This window comes from Pseudomonas arcuscaelestis (assembly GCF_016881005.1).
Lineage (GTDB): Bacteria > Pseudomonadota > Gammaproteobacteria > Pseudomonadales > Pseudomonadaceae > Aquipseudomonas > Aquipseudomonas arcuscaelestis.
The window spans coordinates 410,910-426,232 of the sequence record NZ_JACOPV010000002.1; the positions used below are offsets into that span (position 1 = coordinate 410,910).

Consider the following 15,323-nt stretch of genomic DNA (forward strand, 5'->3'; position numbering starts at 1 on the left):
ACCAATGGCGTGCTGCGCTGGCGGCCTCGGCATGAGACGGCGTGGGCCAACTGATCAGGCTTTTTTCCGTGGTTTGCTTGGGGGTGAAGTCTTCTTACTTGCGGGGGCTTTTTTTGCCGGAGCCTTGCGCCCGCCCAGGCTGCGTTTGAGCAGTTCGGTAAGATCGATGATATCTGCGCTTTTCTGCTCGCCTTCGCCTTCCAATGGGGCCACCGTGGCGATCTTGCCCTGATTGGCTTTCTCTTCGACCAGGGCCATGATGGTTTCCTTGAAGTCGTTGCGGTATTCGTCCGGGCTCCAGGTACCGCTCATGTCCTCGACCAAGCGTTTAGCCATTTGTAACTCGCGTTTGTCGAGGCTTGAGTCACGTACGCTGGCGTCCAACTCCAGGCTGTCCAGGCTGCGCACTTCCTGCGGCCAACGCAGCGTGATCATGACCAGTGCATCTTCGAGCGGGCGCAACAGCGCCAGATGCTGCTGGGTGTGCAGCACGACCTTGGCCAAAGCGACTTTGCCCGTACTCTGCAAGGTTTCGCGCAACAATGCATACACCTTGCCACCGCGCCGATCCGGGCTCAGGTAGTAAGGTGTATCGAACTGCTGCAAGGGAATCTCGGCACTGTCGACAAACGAGAAGATATCAATGGTCTGGGTAGCCTCCGGGCGCGCCTTACGGATTTCGTCTTCACTGATCACCACGTAGCGCCCTTTCTCGTACTCCACGCCCTTGACGATATGCTCGCGGGAAATTTCCTTGCCTGTCACCTTGTTCACCCGCTTATAGCCAACCGGGTCCATACTGCGCTCGTCGAGCCAGTCGAAATCGACCCGGTCGCTACTGATCGCCGTGCTCAATGACACCGGGATATGCACCAGACCAAAACTGATCGCGCCTTTCCAGATAGCTCTGGCCATGATGTTCTCCCTCCGGCAATTGAATAGTGCTTGTCTGTCTGACTACGACGCTGCGTGAAGGTTTTTCTGCGCCGACGATCAGGGCAGCGGATTGCCCCCTGTGACCCCGAATATTTCACCGGTGATGTAGCTCGACTCCTGGCACGCCAACAGCACATAAAGCGGTGCGCATTCCGCCGGTTGCCCAGGACGCTTCATCGGCGTATGGCCACCAAACTTGGGGATTTTCTCGTCCGGTTGGCCACCACTGGGCTGCAGCACGGTCCAGATCGGTCCTGGTGCTACGGCGTTAACGCGAATTCCGCGCTCGATAACCTGCTTGGCCAGCGCCTTGGTAAAGGCGACGATGGCCGCTTTGGTGGTGGCGTAGTCGAGCAAGGTCGCCGAAGGATCGTAGGACTGGATCGAGGCGGTAATGATAATGGTCGCCCCCGCCGGCATCAGCGGCACTGCCGCCTGGCAAAGCCAGAACAGCGCATAGACGTTGGTCTTCATGGTCGCGTCAAATTGCTCGCTGCTGATCTGCCCTACCTCCTTGCGCGCGACCTGTTTGCCAGCGACGTTGACCAGAATATCCAATCCGCCAAGCTGTTCATGGGCCTGATCGACCAGTTCACGGCAAAATGCCTCGTCTTTCAAATCACCGGGCAGGGCAATCGCGTGACGGCCCTCGGCCTCGATGAGCGCAATCACCTCGCGGGCATCTGGTTGTTCGACCGGTAAGTAGTTGAGAACGATATCGGCGCCTTCGCGGGCAAACGCGATTGCTACCGCGCGGCCGATACCGGAGTCGGCGCCAGTGATCAAAGCCTTGCGCCCCTTGAGTCGACCGAAGCCCTGATAGCTTTGCTCACCATGGTCGGGCTTGGGCTTCATGTGCTGATCCAGGCCCGGCGCTGCTTGCGACTGCGCCGGAAACGGCGGTTGCGGGTACTGGGTAAGCGGATTCTGCATCTGGTACTGATTGCGGGACTTGTCGCTGGCCATTGTTTAACTCCCAAATCGCATTCAGCGCCAGCGTGGCGCTGCTTATCTTTGGAAGTAACTCCAGCGCCAAGGTTTGCTAAATCTTCGGCGATGTCCGACCAGTGGTCGTGGGTGTAAAAAAGCTGAACTCTACTGGCGCTTTCCCCTCGAAAAACTAATCCCCCCACATTGTTTTGGATACACGGAGAGCTTCGGTATGAGAAACGTAAGCCGGGCGTGTCAGACCTGCCTGCAGATCGATTTCGTCCAGGACACGCTGTTCGGCCCGATCGCCCATAGCGCGGAGTGCGAAGTGCAACTGGCGCCACTGAACCTCAATGGCCAACCCGGCTTGCAAATGCAGGTGCGCGCCCCGGTCCCAGCCAAGCTCGAACGCTCGCACAGTGTTGCGTTTATCTGGGAGGGGCGCACGTATCGCGGGATCGTCCACTACCATCGACAGTGCGATGATGGAGGCCTGCAACTGCAACTTGAACTGCAGTAGTTATTACCCGCGGCAAGCCTTCTAGAGCGGGAGTTCAGCCTACTTTTGATTTTGATCTACCCGCCCCGCCAGTCGAATGAAGCAGATATCAAGCGATGGCAGCGTCTACCAGCTCCTGGGCTTCGGCTACCAGGCGCTGCAGATGCGCTTCGTCGATGAAGCTTTCTGCATAGATCTTGTAGATGTCTTCAGTACCCGATGGGCGCGCCGCAAACCAGCCATTGGCGGTCATTACCTTCAAGCCACCAATAGCCTGATTGTTGCCTGGCGCATGGCTGAGAATCTGCTCGATTGGCTCACCGGCAAGCACTGTCGACTTCACCTGCTCCGGTGCCAGTTTGCTCAGCAGCGCCTTCTGCTGTGGGTTGGCCTTGGCTTCAACGCGGGTGGCGAAGGGCTCACCCAGTTCAGCGGTCAATTCAGCATACGCCTGGCTCGGATCGCGCCCGGTACGTGCAGTGATTTCCGCGGCCAGCAGCGCCGGGATCAGGCCGTCCTTATCGGTGGTCCAGACGCTGCCATCTTTGCGCAGGAACGAGGCACCCGCACTTTCTTCACCGCCAAAGCCCAGGCTGCCGTCGAACAGGCCGTCGGCAAAGAACTTGAACCCTACTGGCACTTCGTACAAGCGACGGCCCAGGCGCGCAGTAACGCGGTCGATAAGGCCGCTGCTCACCACGGTTTTGCCGACTGCAGCATCCGGGCGCCACTGCGGACGATGCTGATACAGGTAGTCGATGGCCACCGCCAGGTAATTGTTCGGCGCCAATAGGCCGTTCGGCGTCACGATGCCGTGGCGGTCATGGTCCGGGTCGCAGGCAAACGCGACATCAAAGCGCTCACGCAGGCCGATCAGGCCTTGCATGGCGTGAGGTGAGGAAGGGTCCATGCGGATCTGACCATCCCAATCCACGCACATGAAGCGGAAGGTTGGGTCGACTTCGGTGTTGACCACTTCCAGATTCAGCTTGTAGTGCTCGGCAATCGCCGACCAGTAGCGCACACCAGCACCGCCCAGCGGATCGACGCCCAGTCGCAGGTTGGCGTTGCGGATAACGTCGAAATCGATCACGTTTTCCAAGTCGGCGACATAGCTGCTGACGTAATCGTGACGATGTGTGGTGCTCGCCTGCAGCGCCTGTTCGTGGTCGATGCACTTAATGTCTTTGAGGCCGGCGGCGAGCAACTCATTGGCCTTGGATTCAATCCATTTGGTCACGTCGCTGTCGGCCGGGCCACCGTTGGGTGGGTTGTATTTGAAACCACCGCTTTGTGGCGGGTTGTGCGAAGGCGTGATGACGATGCCATCGGCAAGGCCACTGCTGCGCCCACGGTTGTAGCAGATGATGGCGTGGGACACTGCCGGGGTCGGCGTGTACTCGTCATCCTTGGACAACATGACTTCAACCCCATTGGCTGCCAGCACCTGCAAGGCACTGGCCGTTGCCGGGGTCGACAGCGCATGCGTATCGGCGCCTACGAACAATGGGCCATCGATACCCTTGGCCTGACGGTACAGGCAAATAGCCTGGCTGATGGCCAACACATGGTGTTCGTTGAAGCTCAGGTCCAACGAGCTGCCCCGGTGCCCGGAGGTGCCGAATGCAACGCGCTGAGTAGCGATGCTGGCATCGGGCTGGCCGGTATAGTAGGCGGTCAACAGGCGCGGGATATCTACCAGCACGGACGCTGGAGCCGGTTTGCCTGCCAAAGGACTGAGCTTCATGCAAAACCTCAAGAAAGATGTTCGGGGGTCAAAAATGCAGAGTTTACTGGCACTTTGACAAGCACGCGATGGCAATGCTCCCCTACCCCATGATTATTTATGTTGCGGCGCCCACCAGGTCGGAAACATGCCTTGCACACGGGGTTCGGCGAAGCGGTCATCGATGAGCATGACCATGCCCTTATCGTCAGTACCGCGGATCACCCGACCCGCCGCTTGAATGACTTTCTGTACGCCGGGATACAGGTAGGTGTAGTCGAAGCCTGCGTCGAACAATCGAGCCATACGCTGTTTGATTTGCTCATTGACTGGATTCACCTGGGGCAATCCAAGGGTGGCGACAAACGCCCCGATCAACCGCGTACCCGGCAAGTCCACCCCCTCACCGAAGGCTCCGCCGAGCACGGCAAAGCCGACCCCGCGCCCTTGGGCCTGGAAACGTTGCAGGAAACCCTGGCGCTGGCTTTCATCCATGCCCGGTGCCTGACGCCACTGGACAATCTGCGGATGCTCGGCAGCGAGCAGCGCGGCTACCTGTTGCAGGTATTCGAAACTGCTGAAAAATGCCAGGTAATTGCCGGGTTCCAAGGCATATTGCGCCGCAATCAGCTCGACGATCGGCGCAATCGAGGCGGCGCGATGCTGATAGCGGGTAGAAACATTGCTTACCACCTGCACGCGCAATTGCTCGGCGGCAAAGGGCGACGCTACGTCCAGCCAGGCGGTGTCTACCGGCATACCGAGCAAGTCGGTGTAGTAATGTCTGGGGCTCAGGGTTGCGGAAAACAACGTTGCACTGCGAGCGCTGGCCATACGCGGGCCTATCTGTGCCGCGGGGACCACATTGCGCAGGCACAAGGTCGAAAGGCTGCGCTTGCCCGGCCCTTGGCGCTTACTGATATCAAAAATGAAATGGCCGTCGTACAGCTCGCTGATGCGGATGAACTGCAAGGCATCGAAGAGAAACTGCAACAGCGCCGGATCGACCCCAGTGGGTTGCTGATTCAGTTGCTCCTGAATCAAACCGACACAATGCTGCAGCACCTTGAGGAACGCCTCTGGTAGTTCATCGACCACCCGATACGGCATCAGCTGTGTATTGTGCAAGGCGTTCCATTGACGATTGAGACGATCCAGGGCGCTGCCCATGCCGGCGGGTTTGCTTTTACGCAAGGCCTGCAATTGCCACTGGTCGAAGCTGGCGCTGTACATCTGCCGCGCACGCTCCACCAGGTTGTGCGCTTCATCCACCAGCAACGCCACGCGCCACTGATTGACCTGGGCAAGGCCGTGCAGCAAGGCGCTTTGGTCGAAGTAGTAGTTGTAGTCGGCCACCACCACGTCAACCCATCGTGCCATTTCCTGTCCCAGGTAATAGGGGCAGACCTGATGCGCCAAGGCGACTTCGCGCAGTGCAGCCTTGTCGAGAATGGACAGCGCCAGGGCAGCCTGTCGAGCAGCCGGCAAGCGGTCGTAGAAACCCTTGGCCAGCGGGCAGGCCTCACCGTGGCATGCAGTGCCGGGGTATTCGCACGCCTTGTCGCGAGCCACCAGTTCCAGGCTGCGCAGGGCAATACCAGGCGCGCTGTCATGGACCTGATGCAAGGCTTCCAGAGCGAGCGCGCGGCCGGGGGTTTTGGCGGTCAGGAAGAAGATTTTATCCAACTGCTGCGGGACCATGGCCTTGAGCAACGGGAACAAGGTGCCAAGGGTCTTGCCGATGCCGGTGGTCGCCTGCGCCATCAGGCAGCGTCCGGTACTGACTGCCTTGTAGACGGTTTCAGCGAGTTCACGCTGGCCTCGACGGAATTGACCATGGGGAAACCCCAGGTTGTGCAGGCCAGTATCACGCAACGCCAGACGCTGCAGTTGTTGCTCGGCCCATTGCAAAAACAACTCGCACTGGGCATTGAAGAACTGTTCAAGTTCAGGGGCTGTGCAATGCTGTTCGATCAGCGTCTGGCTGTCGCTGTCGACATTCAGGTACACCAGGGCCACATTGATTTCGCCAAGCTGACGTTGCTGACAGAGCAACCAGGCATAGATCTTTGCCTGGGCCCAATGCAACTGACGATGGTTGTCCGGCTGGCGCGCCAGCTCACCGCGGTAGGTTTTTATCTCCTCCAGACGGTTGAGCTGCGGATCATAACCATCTGCCCGGCCACGCACCTGCAACGCACCGAACTGCCCTTGCAGACTGACCTCAGCCTCATAGTCCGGCCCGCGTCGCGCCACGACGCGTTGATGGCCGCTGATCCCCTCCTGCGCGGTGGGTGAAGGGGTGAAGCGCAGGTCGAGGTCGCCAACCTTGGCGCTGAACTCACACAGCGCCCTTACCGCCACGCGATAACTCATGGTGTCTGCGCAATCCAGCGCACATGGCATACCTCGATGGGCAAGCCATGTTCAGTGCAGAAATCGATCCAGCGCAGTTGGTTGTCCTGAAGGCGATCACCCGGCCCCTTTACTTCGATCATGCGGTAGCGCTGCTGCTCGGGCCAGAACTGGATCAGGTCGGGCATGCCGGCACGATTGGCCTGAATATCCTCCAGCAAACGTTCGAAACAGCGCTTCAAATGCAGTGCCGGCAGGCAAGCCAGCGCCTGATCGAGCAAGACCTGGTCAAGTCCCTGCCAAAACACAAAAGGCGATTGCAAACCCTGCTTGGCAATAAAGTTCCGGCGGATGGTCTGCCGGTAGCGGCCATCGTCCAGTTGCTCCAGGCAATCGCTGAACAAAGCCATGCGACGCACCTGAAATTCAGGGTCGTGCAAGTCCTGCGGTGCACTCTGGAACGGGTGAAAGAAGGCGCCGGGCAGCGGCGCAAAAATGGCTTCCCAACACAGCAGGCCGAACAGGCTGTTGAACAGCGTGTTTTCGACGTAATGCACCTGGCCACCCTCCTGCTCCAGGTGCACTTGCACTGCCCGCTCGACGCCCAACAATGCCTGCTCGACCGGTAATTGCAGCTCGATCAAAGCGGTTGAGGGCTTTGCTCGTCGCGGCTGCGGCGGACCACCGAGTTTGCGCTGCAATCGCGGCAGAATCCGCGCCAGCGCTTGAACCTCGATTGGGCCTGCCGGTTGCGCGGCAACTTGCATGGCCAACACATGCGCCTCTGACCATTGCTCACAGCGTTCAAATACTCGGATACGGCGAATTCGCGCCTGGAGGTGCTGGCTGCGCGGGTAGATCTGCAAAGCCAGGTTCCAGTCGCCCAGGCGTTCGCTGTACTGGCCCAACTGGTACAGCAGCCGGGAACGTCGCCGTAGCAGCCATGGATTGTCGCTCTGCAAGGTCTCTAGTTGAGTCAGCACTTGCTGCGCCGTAAAGCCCTGTTCCAGCATCTCGGCGCAGCGGTGCAAGGCCAGGGCCAGGTCAACATCCCCGCGGTGCCTCAACGCCCTTGATTGCTCACTGAACGCCACCTGTTCATAACGCATCAACCCCAAGTCCGCGAGAACGAACTCCGACCAATCCTGATAGAGATTGCCGAAGAACAACAGGCGAAAACGGTCGCACAGCGCTTGCAACTGCAACGTAAGGATGGGTTCGGCAAAGTCTGGCAACCAGTCGTGCAAAGGTCGCGGCGTAAGCTCAAGCGCCTGCAATTGGGCAAAAAGCTCAGTCTTGGCCGCCCGCGGACGAGGCAGGTGGGCGCAAAATCCGCTGGCGATTTCATCCTTGCGCAACACTTGAAACAGCTGCTCGAGACTCAAAGGGCTGTCATCGGTAACCCAGCCGTGTTCCAGCAAAGGTTGCAGTGCCGGCAAGGGTTCACCGATTTCTGCGTAGGCGAGCTTACTTGGACGAAACAGTTCACCCTTGCGCATTACCATGCGCACCAGCAACGCCTGGGAGGGACGCGGCTGCTCGGCGAACTGGCCAATGAAGGTTTGCTCGGTTTCGTTCAGCAAATCGGCGTAGCGCAGACCGATCCAGTGCAGCACTTGCTGGAAGTTGTACAGGTAGTAAAACGGGTCATCGACAGAATGAGCAATCACGGCAAGGCTACTGGCAGGCATCAATGACACTGGTTATACATACAGACCATCACCTTTGGCAACCTGCTGAAGCGCCACTGATCGGCAAGTAGAGTCGATCGGCGGTTGCGTGGATAACAACAACCCTATTCTCACAGGGTGCAGACCCAAGCCGCGCTCATCCACTATCACAGCGATTCCAAGGCGCGCAATCGAAGCGAGGGTGACCAATTGAACGTGGGCTACTTCTTGGCCTTTTGAGCCCGCTGCAGTTCCTCGCGCAACACTTTCAACCCGACCTGCAAGTCTTGTGGCTGTCTGGACGGACAGCCCAGGCGCAGGTGCTGACGGTAGTCACCCTGCAAGCTGAACAACTCACCCGGGGCGATTACCAGGCCCTGCTTGAGCAGGCGCTGGAATAGCTCCCGCATGTCCACCAGTGCCCGCGTGTGCGCCCAGATTGTTGTGCCGCCGGCAGGCATCTTGAAGTGCATGTGCGCGCCCAGGTAAATCTGCATTTGCTGATAAAGATGGGTAACTCGCTCGAACAGATGAAGGCGTACCTTTTGCAAATGAATATCGATGCGCCCCTTGCCATACAGCCGTGCTACTGCTTGTTGGCGCAACGGCGGCAAGTGAAAGCCCCTGGCCAGGAACTGGCGCTGGAGTTGCTGTGGGCAATGGCGCGACAACAGATAGGCGAAAGGCGCTTCGGCCCCCACAGTGCGCTCCAGCGAGGAGAACACCAGCAGGCGCTGCGGATCGACCATTTCTCGCAAGCAAACCTGAGGATGTGCGGCGAAGCAGTACTCGGCATCCAGGTCGTTTTCCAGCAGCCACACACCGTATTGGTCTAGCAGTTCACTAATGGCCTGGTACTGCGCGGGAGACACCAGGCTACCATGCGGGCTGTTCAAGCGTGAGGCCAGCATGACAATACGCACCGGCTCACGCTGAAGCAGGTAGGCGAAATGCTCAAGGTTCAAGCTGCCATCACTGTTCAGCGGCATTTCGATTACCCGTAGCCCGCACGCTTGCAAAATACGCAGCAATCGCCAGGAACAGGGGGATGTCACCAGAATCGTACAACCCTGCAGTTCCAATGCTGCCAGCAAAGTTTCGAACAGCGAGTACAGGTCCGACGACAAATAGACATCGTCGGCACTCCAATACAGTTGCACCGACTGGGTGTAGTGCGCCGCCAGTGCAGTTCGCAGCTCCAGATCGCCATTGCTGTGCACAAGCCCCGTGAACTTGGGATGCTGGCGAAGCAACTGGCGCTCGATACCCAGCAGATTGGCCTCGAGTGAAGACAGTGACTGCGCGCCATTGAACACCAGCATCTGCGAACTACTGGCGTGCGCCTGCAAGTCTTGCAACAGATCTTCGCCATCGTGTGCTTGCAGGATGATCTCGCTGCCTCTGGCGAAGTAACCGGATTTGGGCACCGACTGCACACGCCCTTCATGTTCAAGCATCGAGTAGGCATGCTGGATGGTCGAGATTGAAACATCCAATCGGCGTGCCAGATCTCGCAACGAGGGCAACTTGTTGCAGGTCCCTGGAGCCAGTTGGGTAATCAGTTCAATCAGGTAGCGATGCACCGCCTGATAGGCAAACCTGTTGTTATTTGTTTTGTCCTTCATCAGCAACTGCCAGCCTGCTCGCCCTTGCCCAGCACGCTATTGGCAGCACGATAATTGAGATGTCGCAGGTCGGCACCGCGCACGCGCAAGCGGGTCAACAGGCATTGTTCCGAGGCGCCAGCCAACGCATCACGGCCATACAACTTCTGTAGTATCGGCATTGGCAAACCACCGGTGTCAACCAACCACTGCACTACGGGTTCTGGAGCCGACTGTCCCTGCAATGCCTTGTGCAAGTAAGGCATGGCCACCAGCATGCCGGGATGGCAGCGGCACAGGAATGTCTCAAGCTGCGCGCCGCGCCCCACGAAAGGACTGAATAACTGGCAAACCAACTGAGCTTCGCTCAGACCATAGGCCTGCAAGGCAAAATCATTAGCCTCGGCACGCCGTTGCTCCAGCTCACCGGACTGCCAATAGTCGAAGATGCACGTTTCGACGGCGGCAAAAATATTGCTGCGCTGCATTTGCTCACGGGTTTGCTGCAGATACAGTTCGATGCCATGGCAGTAGTGAGTATTGTCGACAAACTCGGCTTTCAACCCTTGTAGATGTGCCAGAAGCATAGGGTTGGCAATTCCGCTGTGGCCACAGGGGTCCGCCTGCTGGTCGTAGTTGAAGCCCAGAAAGCGGCTCAGCCGTTCGGCATGGAGCGATTCATGGTCAGCCACCAGATCGTGAATTGTGATAAACCGCAGTGCCGGTTGCTCGCCAAGGTCGGGGTTGGCAGGCGTCGGCAGGTATGCTTGCTCCCGCCCTTGCAGTAAGTCCACGTAGCGCCTGCGCAGCTCACTCATTCCTTCGAGCAGCGCCGCAGCGCAGCTATGAATAGGCCGTACACCGAGCAAGTCGGCGTAACGCAGCGAACGTCTACTCCAGGCCAGATAACGCTTGCGATCGGCCAGTGAGTCCGCATTGATCACAGCATCCACTCGCCCCTGCCAGGTAATCGCCTGGCGGGCCAGCTCAGCCAGGTGCAAATAACCGTGGCTGGCGAAGTTCGCCATCCGCGGCGAACCGCCGCCAAGGTGCCCACACAACAGCCACTCCTGTCGCTCCGCCAGCTGTTGCGCTTCAGATGGAGCGCGACGGATATCGTAGGGCAGCAGTTCGTCGGCATCGAGCACCAATAACTCGATGCGCGGATCGTCGTGCATGAACAATCTTGAGAAGGTGTTATCGATATTCGCTTGCGTGGTGGTACTCATCCCTGCTTGCCACGCCGTGGCAATACGCAGGTGAAAGGTATGAGGGGCGCGAGCAGCAATGCTCAACTGCGCAGCGCGCACACAGGCCAAGGCTTGAGCGCAGCGCAGGCTGGCATCAAACACGAACATCAAGCGCAATCCCTTGATCCGTTCCAGGCCGCCAGCTGCCACAATCAATCGTTGAATCAATAACTGTAGCGAAGCCTTTTGCGCTTGCGACAAATGCTCAAGCACACGCTGCAATACTTGCTGATATATATACTGCATGGCTTGATCGTGAATACTGCCCATTACGCCCACCTGAATATCAATTCCGGCCATCCAAATTACGCCTCTGCACACAACCCCAGCAGCAGAAACAAAAAGCCATGCAACTTCCTAGGAAACTTCCCACAAGTTCCTACAAGCACTTATAGCAATTTAAACACGCGCCAACCAACCCAGGCAGCAGCCCCCGCCGCCACCTGAAAAGCAGCCTGAATCATGGAATTCTCATTCATATCGACTCACTCCCTGAGTGTAATAAGTACAGCTCATTATCGGGTGTTGGCCAATGAATAAAAGATACAGAATAAGCAAAAAAAACCGTTCAGCACCGAACAGCGATTTGATAGCAACCCTGTGACAAGCCATTGAATATGGCCCCAGCAAGACTACAACGGTTCGACTCAACTAAGTCGTCAGCGTAGTTGTCGACCAAGGCGAAATACAGAATAACATTCCAAAAAAAACCCAAGCAATGCTCGGGCTTTTTACTGATAAAAACCTCAAGCAAGGCCTCAGGCTTCAGCTATCTCCAACACCAGGCGTCCACCACATGGGCATTCGTCCATGTAGCGATGGGCCTCGACAACTCGTTCGAAAGGGTAAACCTTGATGATCTGCGGCGTCAGCAGCTTGTCAGCGGTGAACTGGTTGATGTCCCGCAGGGCCCGGTGCAACGCCACCTGGTCCTGAGTAATGCCAAGCTCCGGCTTGCCAGTGAAATTGCCGATGCAATGCACAAAGAACTGGATGTTCTTCTGAAACGCGGCGCAGGCCGGGAAAGGCGTCTGGTTGCCACCCTGCAAACCGTAGAGCACCAAGCTGCCACGCGGCGCCAGCACATCACCCAGCAACGACATTTGCGGGCCACCCAGGCCATCGAGAACCATGTCGACGCCGCGGTTGTCGGTGTACTTGTTGATCTGCATGAGCAGGTCTTGTTCTTCGGTGACGATCACCTTGTCGGCACCCAGCTTGACCAGGTTGTCGCGTTGATCCGCGTCCTTGGTGGCGGCAAATACCTTGAGCCCCAGTGCCTTGCCCAGTTGCACAAAGGCAGGACCGGCGCAATGGCTGGCATCTGTAACCAACGCGGTTTGCCCGGCCTTGGCACGGGCCAGATCGACGTAGGCAAAATAGGCCATCAGCAACGGCGTGTAGTGGACACTGGCCTCAATGGGCGAAAGTATCTCTGGGTAGCGGGTCAACGCCGTGCGTGGCAGCACGATGACCTCGCCGTACACCGGATGCTCGTTGGCACTGCAGGCCGGAAAACTGGCGACCTTGTCGCCCACTTCCAGGTCATCGACGCCCTCACCCACGGCCACAACCACACCCGCCATCTCATGCCCGATACCTGCGGGCAAGCGTGCCTGGGATGGTGCCAGGTTCTGCCGCCAGAGCACGTCGTACCAACTGATACCGATCGCTTCAACGCGGATCTGCACCTCGCCGGCAGCTGGCTGCGCCGCGACCTGCTCTTCGATCTTGAGCACCTCGGCCGGGCCGAACTTGTGGAAACGGATCATGCGGGACATCGCAAACCTCGCCTAGTGAACCTCTAATACCCTGAACTCTATCCGGGCTTTCACGGTTAGACCATCTGTGGCCATTAATAGTCGACATGCTTGTCATTGATTAAGGATATGCCGCTTTGGGCAAATTATGCGGTGCAGGGTAGCAGCCTTTACCCTTAAGATTCACCCCTGCCCCAACCGTCCAGTGAAGCCGAGCCGATGAACCGTAACGACTTGCGTCGCGTCGACCTGAACCTGCTGATCGTCTTCGAGACGCTGATGCATGAACGCAGCGTAACCCGCGCAGCCGAAAAACTGTTTCTCGGCCAGCCGGCGATCAGTGCAGCATTGTCACGCTTGCGCAGCCTGTTCGACGACCCATTGTTCGTGCGCACCGGCCGCAGCATGGAGCCATCGGCGCGCGCGGTAGAAATTTTCGCCCTGCTTTCGCCCGCCCTGGACTCGATCTCTACCGCCGTCAGCCGCGCGGCCGACTTCGACCCAGCCACCAGCACCACTGTGTTTCGCATCGGCCTGTCGGACGACGCCGAGTTCGCCCTGCTGCCGCAGCTACTCAAGCGCATACGTGCCGAAGCCCCGGGCATCGTTCTGGTGGTACGCCGGGTTAATTACCTGCTGATGCCGGCCTTGCTTGCCAGCGGTGAAATTTCGGTGGGCGTGAGCTGGACCAACGACCTGCCTGCCAACGCCAAGCGCAAAGTACTGCGCCGTAGCAAACCCAAAGTACTGCGCGCCGACAGCATGCCTGGCAGCCTGAGCCTGGACGACTTCTGCGCCCGCCCCCACGCCTTGGTGTCGTTCGCGGGCGACCTGGGTGGCTTCATGGACGAAATCCTGGAAAAACTCGGCCGCAAGCGCCATGTCGTGCTGGCCGTGCCCCAATTCAATGGCCTGGGCAGCCTGCTGTCGGGCACCGACATCCTCGCCACCGTGCCCGACTACACCGCCGAAGCGCTGACTGCAGCGGGTGGGCTAAGAGCGGAGGATCCGCCACTTGAGGTGCAGAGCTTTGAGCTGCACATGGCGTGGCGTGGGTCTCAGGATAATGATCCAGGTGAGCGCTGGTTGCGGTCGAGGATTCAGATGTTTTTTGGCGATCCTGAGAGTCTTTAGGAAACCTCGCAAAGGCTGTTTATCCGAAAATGGTTTCCTTCACCCGCTCCAGTAAAGCCTTTGTTAATCAGTAACACCGCCCCTTCTGGGCACTATGTGCCGCCCCGCGCACTGCGCTCGACCATTGCGATAATCGTCTCGAACAATTCGTCCTGCGCCTGCCTGGCTGTGATTTCTCCGATAGCTGCCGCATGGGACAGCGCCTCGGCCGCGCCGAGCATCGCCCGTAGGCTGGCCGGGGAAACAGTAGCCCCTCTTGTGAATGGGGAGAGCGCCATCAGGCACTTGTTCATGAAGATAGCTTCGTATTCGCGCTTGATCTTTTCCAGTTCAGGGGAACTGGCCAACGCCGCGATGACGCCGGGAATTTCGTTTCCCTGGAGAAGCACACAGTCCACATAAGACGATGCAATAACCGCCGCCGTGCTCTGCAAGGTGCGCGCGCTGGTCCGAAGCGCGGCGTCCATCAGGGCAGTCTGTCGTGCATCGAAGTCTTGATACAGCGCCGCCAATAAGCCGGGCCGCGTGCTGAAGTGGTCATACACCACCGGCTTCGTCACCCCCGCTTGCTCGGCAAGGCGTCCAAGCGTCAAAGCTTCGGTGCCGTCCTCGCGGATGATCCGCCAGGCGACGTCGAGCAATTGGCGCTGCCGTTCCTCTCTGGACATGCGTCGCCGTGGACGCGGATCTTGCTCGCTTTTGTCGATGCTTGACATGGCTATATACCAAAGGTAACTTACTGATCGTAACTTACCAAGAGTATATAAGATTCGCCTTTGCGCGTTCAATCCGCAGCAGGAGCTTTCAATATGCACGCACTCATCGTTGTCGCCCATCCTGACCCCCGCTCCCTCACCCATAGCCTCGCAGGGCAAATCGCCCAGGGCTTATGCCTGGCAGATCCAAGCAATTCTTTCGAAATCGTGGATCTCTCGGCGCAAGGGTTCGATCCGAGGTTCACCACAGATGATCTAGCGGTGCATCACAGGGAAGCCCCTGCGCCTGCAGATGTTGCCGCCGAACAAGCTCGGATCGATCGAGCCGATACCCTGGTGTTGGTTTACCCGGTGTACTGGTGGACAATGCCTGCGCTCCTCAAAGGATGGATCGATCGCGTGTTTGCCAATGGCTGGGCATTCGATTTCAGTCTGGATGCAAAGCTTGTGAAGAAGCTTGGCCACTTGCAGGTTCATCTTGTCGGTGTCGGCGGCGCCGATGGCAAAACCTATGAGCGACACCGCTATGCCGACGCCATGAAGACGCAAATTGACCACGGTATATTCGATTATTGCGGCGCACACGTTGTAACGTCCCAACTCCTGCTCGACTCAGAAACCCAGGACCCTAGCCGTCATATGGACACTGCCCGGGCGCTTGGGCGCGATCTTTCCGCTGTGCCGCAGCAATGCGGTAATGAGGAGACCGACTTGTGCTCCATCGCCTGAACCCGCCTTATGCG

The 15,323-nt window shown here is 58.3% G+C and carries 12 protein-coding genes; 3 read left to right on the plus strand and 9 right to left on the minus strand.

What is annotated here, in order from left to right:
* Positions 1 to 54: 54 nt before the first annotated feature.
* Positions 55 to 915, minus strand: a complete 861-nt coding sequence (gene ku / locus H8F21_RS04120; protein WP_203482242.1) for a non-homologous end joining protein Ku — start codon at positions 913 to 915, stop codon at positions 55 to 57.
* 78 nt (positions 916 to 993) lie between these two features.
* Positions 994 to 1,902 carry an SDR family oxidoreductase gene (locus tag H8F21_RS04125; protein ID WP_203482244.1) on the minus strand — a complete coding sequence of 303 codons (909 nt, stop codon included), beginning with the start codon at positions 1,900 to 1,902 and terminating at the stop codon, positions 994 to 996.
* Positions 1,903 to 2,098: 196 nt separating this feature from the next.
* Between H8F21_RS04125 and H8F21_RS04130 the strand changes: the two genes are divergently transcribed.
* On the plus strand, positions 2,099 to 2,386 hold the full coding sequence (locus tag H8F21_RS04130; RefSeq protein ID WP_203482246.1) for a hypothetical protein: 288 nt from the start codon (positions 2,099 to 2,101) through the stop codon (positions 2,384 to 2,386).
* An 88-nt stretch (positions 2,387 to 2,474) separates the two neighbouring features.
* Here H8F21_RS04130 and pgm read toward each other — a convergent pair whose 3' ends face one another.
* The 6 genes from pgm to H8F21_RS04160 form a co-directional block, all read right to left on the minus strand.
* Positions 2,475 to 4,112: a phosphoglucomutase (alpha-D-glucose-1,6-bisphosphate-dependent) gene (gene pgm / locus H8F21_RS04135; protein ID WP_203482248.1), complete on the minus strand. Its 1,638-nt coding sequence runs from the start codon at positions 4,110 to 4,112 to the stop codon at positions 2,475 to 2,477.
* 93 nt (positions 4,113 to 4,205) lie between these two features.
* The gene (locus H8F21_RS04140; protein WP_203482250.1) at positions 4,206 to 6,467 is read right to left on the minus strand and encodes an ATP-dependent DNA helicase; all 2,262 of its coding nucleotides are present in this window, start codon (positions 6,465 to 6,467) and stop codon (positions 4,206 to 4,208) included.
* Positions 6,464 to 8,116 (minus strand): VRR-NUC domain-containing protein, encoded by a 1,653-nt coding sequence (locus tag H8F21_RS04145; RefSeq protein WP_203482304.1) that lies wholly within the window; start codon positions 8,114 to 8,116, stop codon positions 6,464 to 6,466. Before H8F21_RS04145 ends, H8F21_RS04140 begins: the two co-directional genes overlap by 4 nt.
* Positions 8,117 to 8,337: 221 nt before the next feature.
* Entirely contained in the window at positions 8,338 to 9,741 is a 1,404-nt protein-coding gene (locus H8F21_RS04150) for an aminotransferase-like domain-containing protein (RefSeq protein WP_203584072.1), read from the minus strand.
* Positions 9,741 to 11,270: a hypothetical protein gene (locus H8F21_RS04155; RefSeq protein WP_203482254.1), complete on the minus strand. Its 1,530-nt coding sequence runs from the start codon at positions 11,268 to 11,270 to the stop codon at positions 9,741 to 9,743. Before H8F21_RS04155 ends, H8F21_RS04150 begins: the two co-directional genes overlap by 1 nt.
* A 458-nt stretch (positions 11,271 to 11,728) precedes the next feature.
* Positions 11,729 to 12,751: a zinc-dependent alcohol dehydrogenase family protein gene (locus tag H8F21_RS04160; protein WP_203482255.1), complete on the minus strand. Its 1,023-nt coding sequence runs from the start codon at positions 12,749 to 12,751 to the stop codon at positions 11,729 to 11,731.
* A 198-nt stretch (positions 12,752 to 12,949) separates the two neighbouring features.
* Here H8F21_RS04160 and H8F21_RS04165 point away from each other — a divergent pair, with 198 nt between their 5' ends.
* On the plus strand, positions 12,950 to 13,864 hold the full coding sequence (locus tag H8F21_RS04165) for a LysR family transcriptional regulator (protein ID WP_236042867.1): 915 nt from the start codon (positions 12,950 to 12,952) through the stop codon (positions 13,862 to 13,864).
* Positions 13,865 to 13,956: 92 nt separating this feature from the next.
* Here the strand turns inward: H8F21_RS04165 and H8F21_RS04170 are convergent, their stop codons facing one another.
* The gene (locus H8F21_RS04170; protein WP_203482257.1) at positions 13,957 to 14,580 is read right to left on the minus strand and encodes a TetR/AcrR family transcriptional regulator; all 624 of its coding nucleotides are present in this window, start codon (positions 14,578 to 14,580) and stop codon (positions 13,957 to 13,959) included.
* A 93-nt stretch (positions 14,581 to 14,673) separates the two neighbouring features.
* On the opposite strand from H8F21_RS04170, the gene H8F21_RS04175 reads away from it, so the two are divergent.
* On the plus strand, positions 14,674 to 15,309 hold the full coding sequence (locus H8F21_RS04175) for an NAD(P)H-dependent oxidoreductase (protein WP_203482259.1): 636 nt from the start codon (positions 14,674 to 14,676) through the stop codon (positions 15,307 to 15,309).
* Positions 15,310 to 15,323: the final 14 nt, after the last annotated feature.

Coding starts and splice junctions, on each gene's coding strand:
- H8F21_RS04130 (WP_203482246.1), top strand. CDS start 2,099: ATGAGAAACGTAAGCCGGGCGTGTCAGACCTGCCTGCAGATCGATTTC.
- H8F21_RS04125 (WP_203482244.1), bottom strand. CDS start 1,902: ATGGCCAGCGACAAGTCCCGCAATCAGTACCAGATGCAGAATCCGCTT.
- ku (WP_203482242.1), bottom strand. CDS start 915: ATGGCCAGAGCTATCTGGAAAGGCGCGATCAGTTTTGGTCTGGTGCAT.
- H8F21_RS04170 (WP_203482257.1), bottom strand. CDS start 14,580: ATGTCAAGCATCGACAAAAGCGAGCAAGATCCGCGTCCACGGCGACGC.
- H8F21_RS04175 (WP_203482259.1), top strand. CDS start 14,674: ATGCACGCACTCATCGTTGTCGCCCATCCTGACCCCCGCTCCCTCACC.
- H8F21_RS04140 (WP_203482250.1), bottom strand. CDS start 6,467: ATGAGTTATCGCGTGGCGGTAAGGGCGCTGTGTGAGTTCAGCGCCAAG.
- H8F21_RS04160 (WP_203482255.1), bottom strand. CDS start 12,751: ATGTCCCGCATGATCCGTTTCCACAAGTTCGGCCCGGCCGAGGTGCTC.
- H8F21_RS04150 (WP_203584072.1), bottom strand. CDS start 9,741: ATGAAGGACAAAACAAATAACAACAGGTTTGCCTATCAGGCGGTGCAT.
- H8F21_RS04165 (WP_236042867.1), top strand. CDS start 12,950: ATGAACCGTAACGACTTGCGTCGCGTCGACCTGAACCTGCTGATCGTC.
- H8F21_RS04155 (WP_203482254.1), bottom strand. CDS start 11,270: ATGGCCGGAATTGATATTCAGGTGGGCGTAATGGGCAGTATTCACGAT.
- pgm (WP_203482248.1), bottom strand. CDS start 4,112: ATGAAGCTCAGTCCTTTGGCAGGCAAACCGGCTCCAGCGTCCGTGCTG.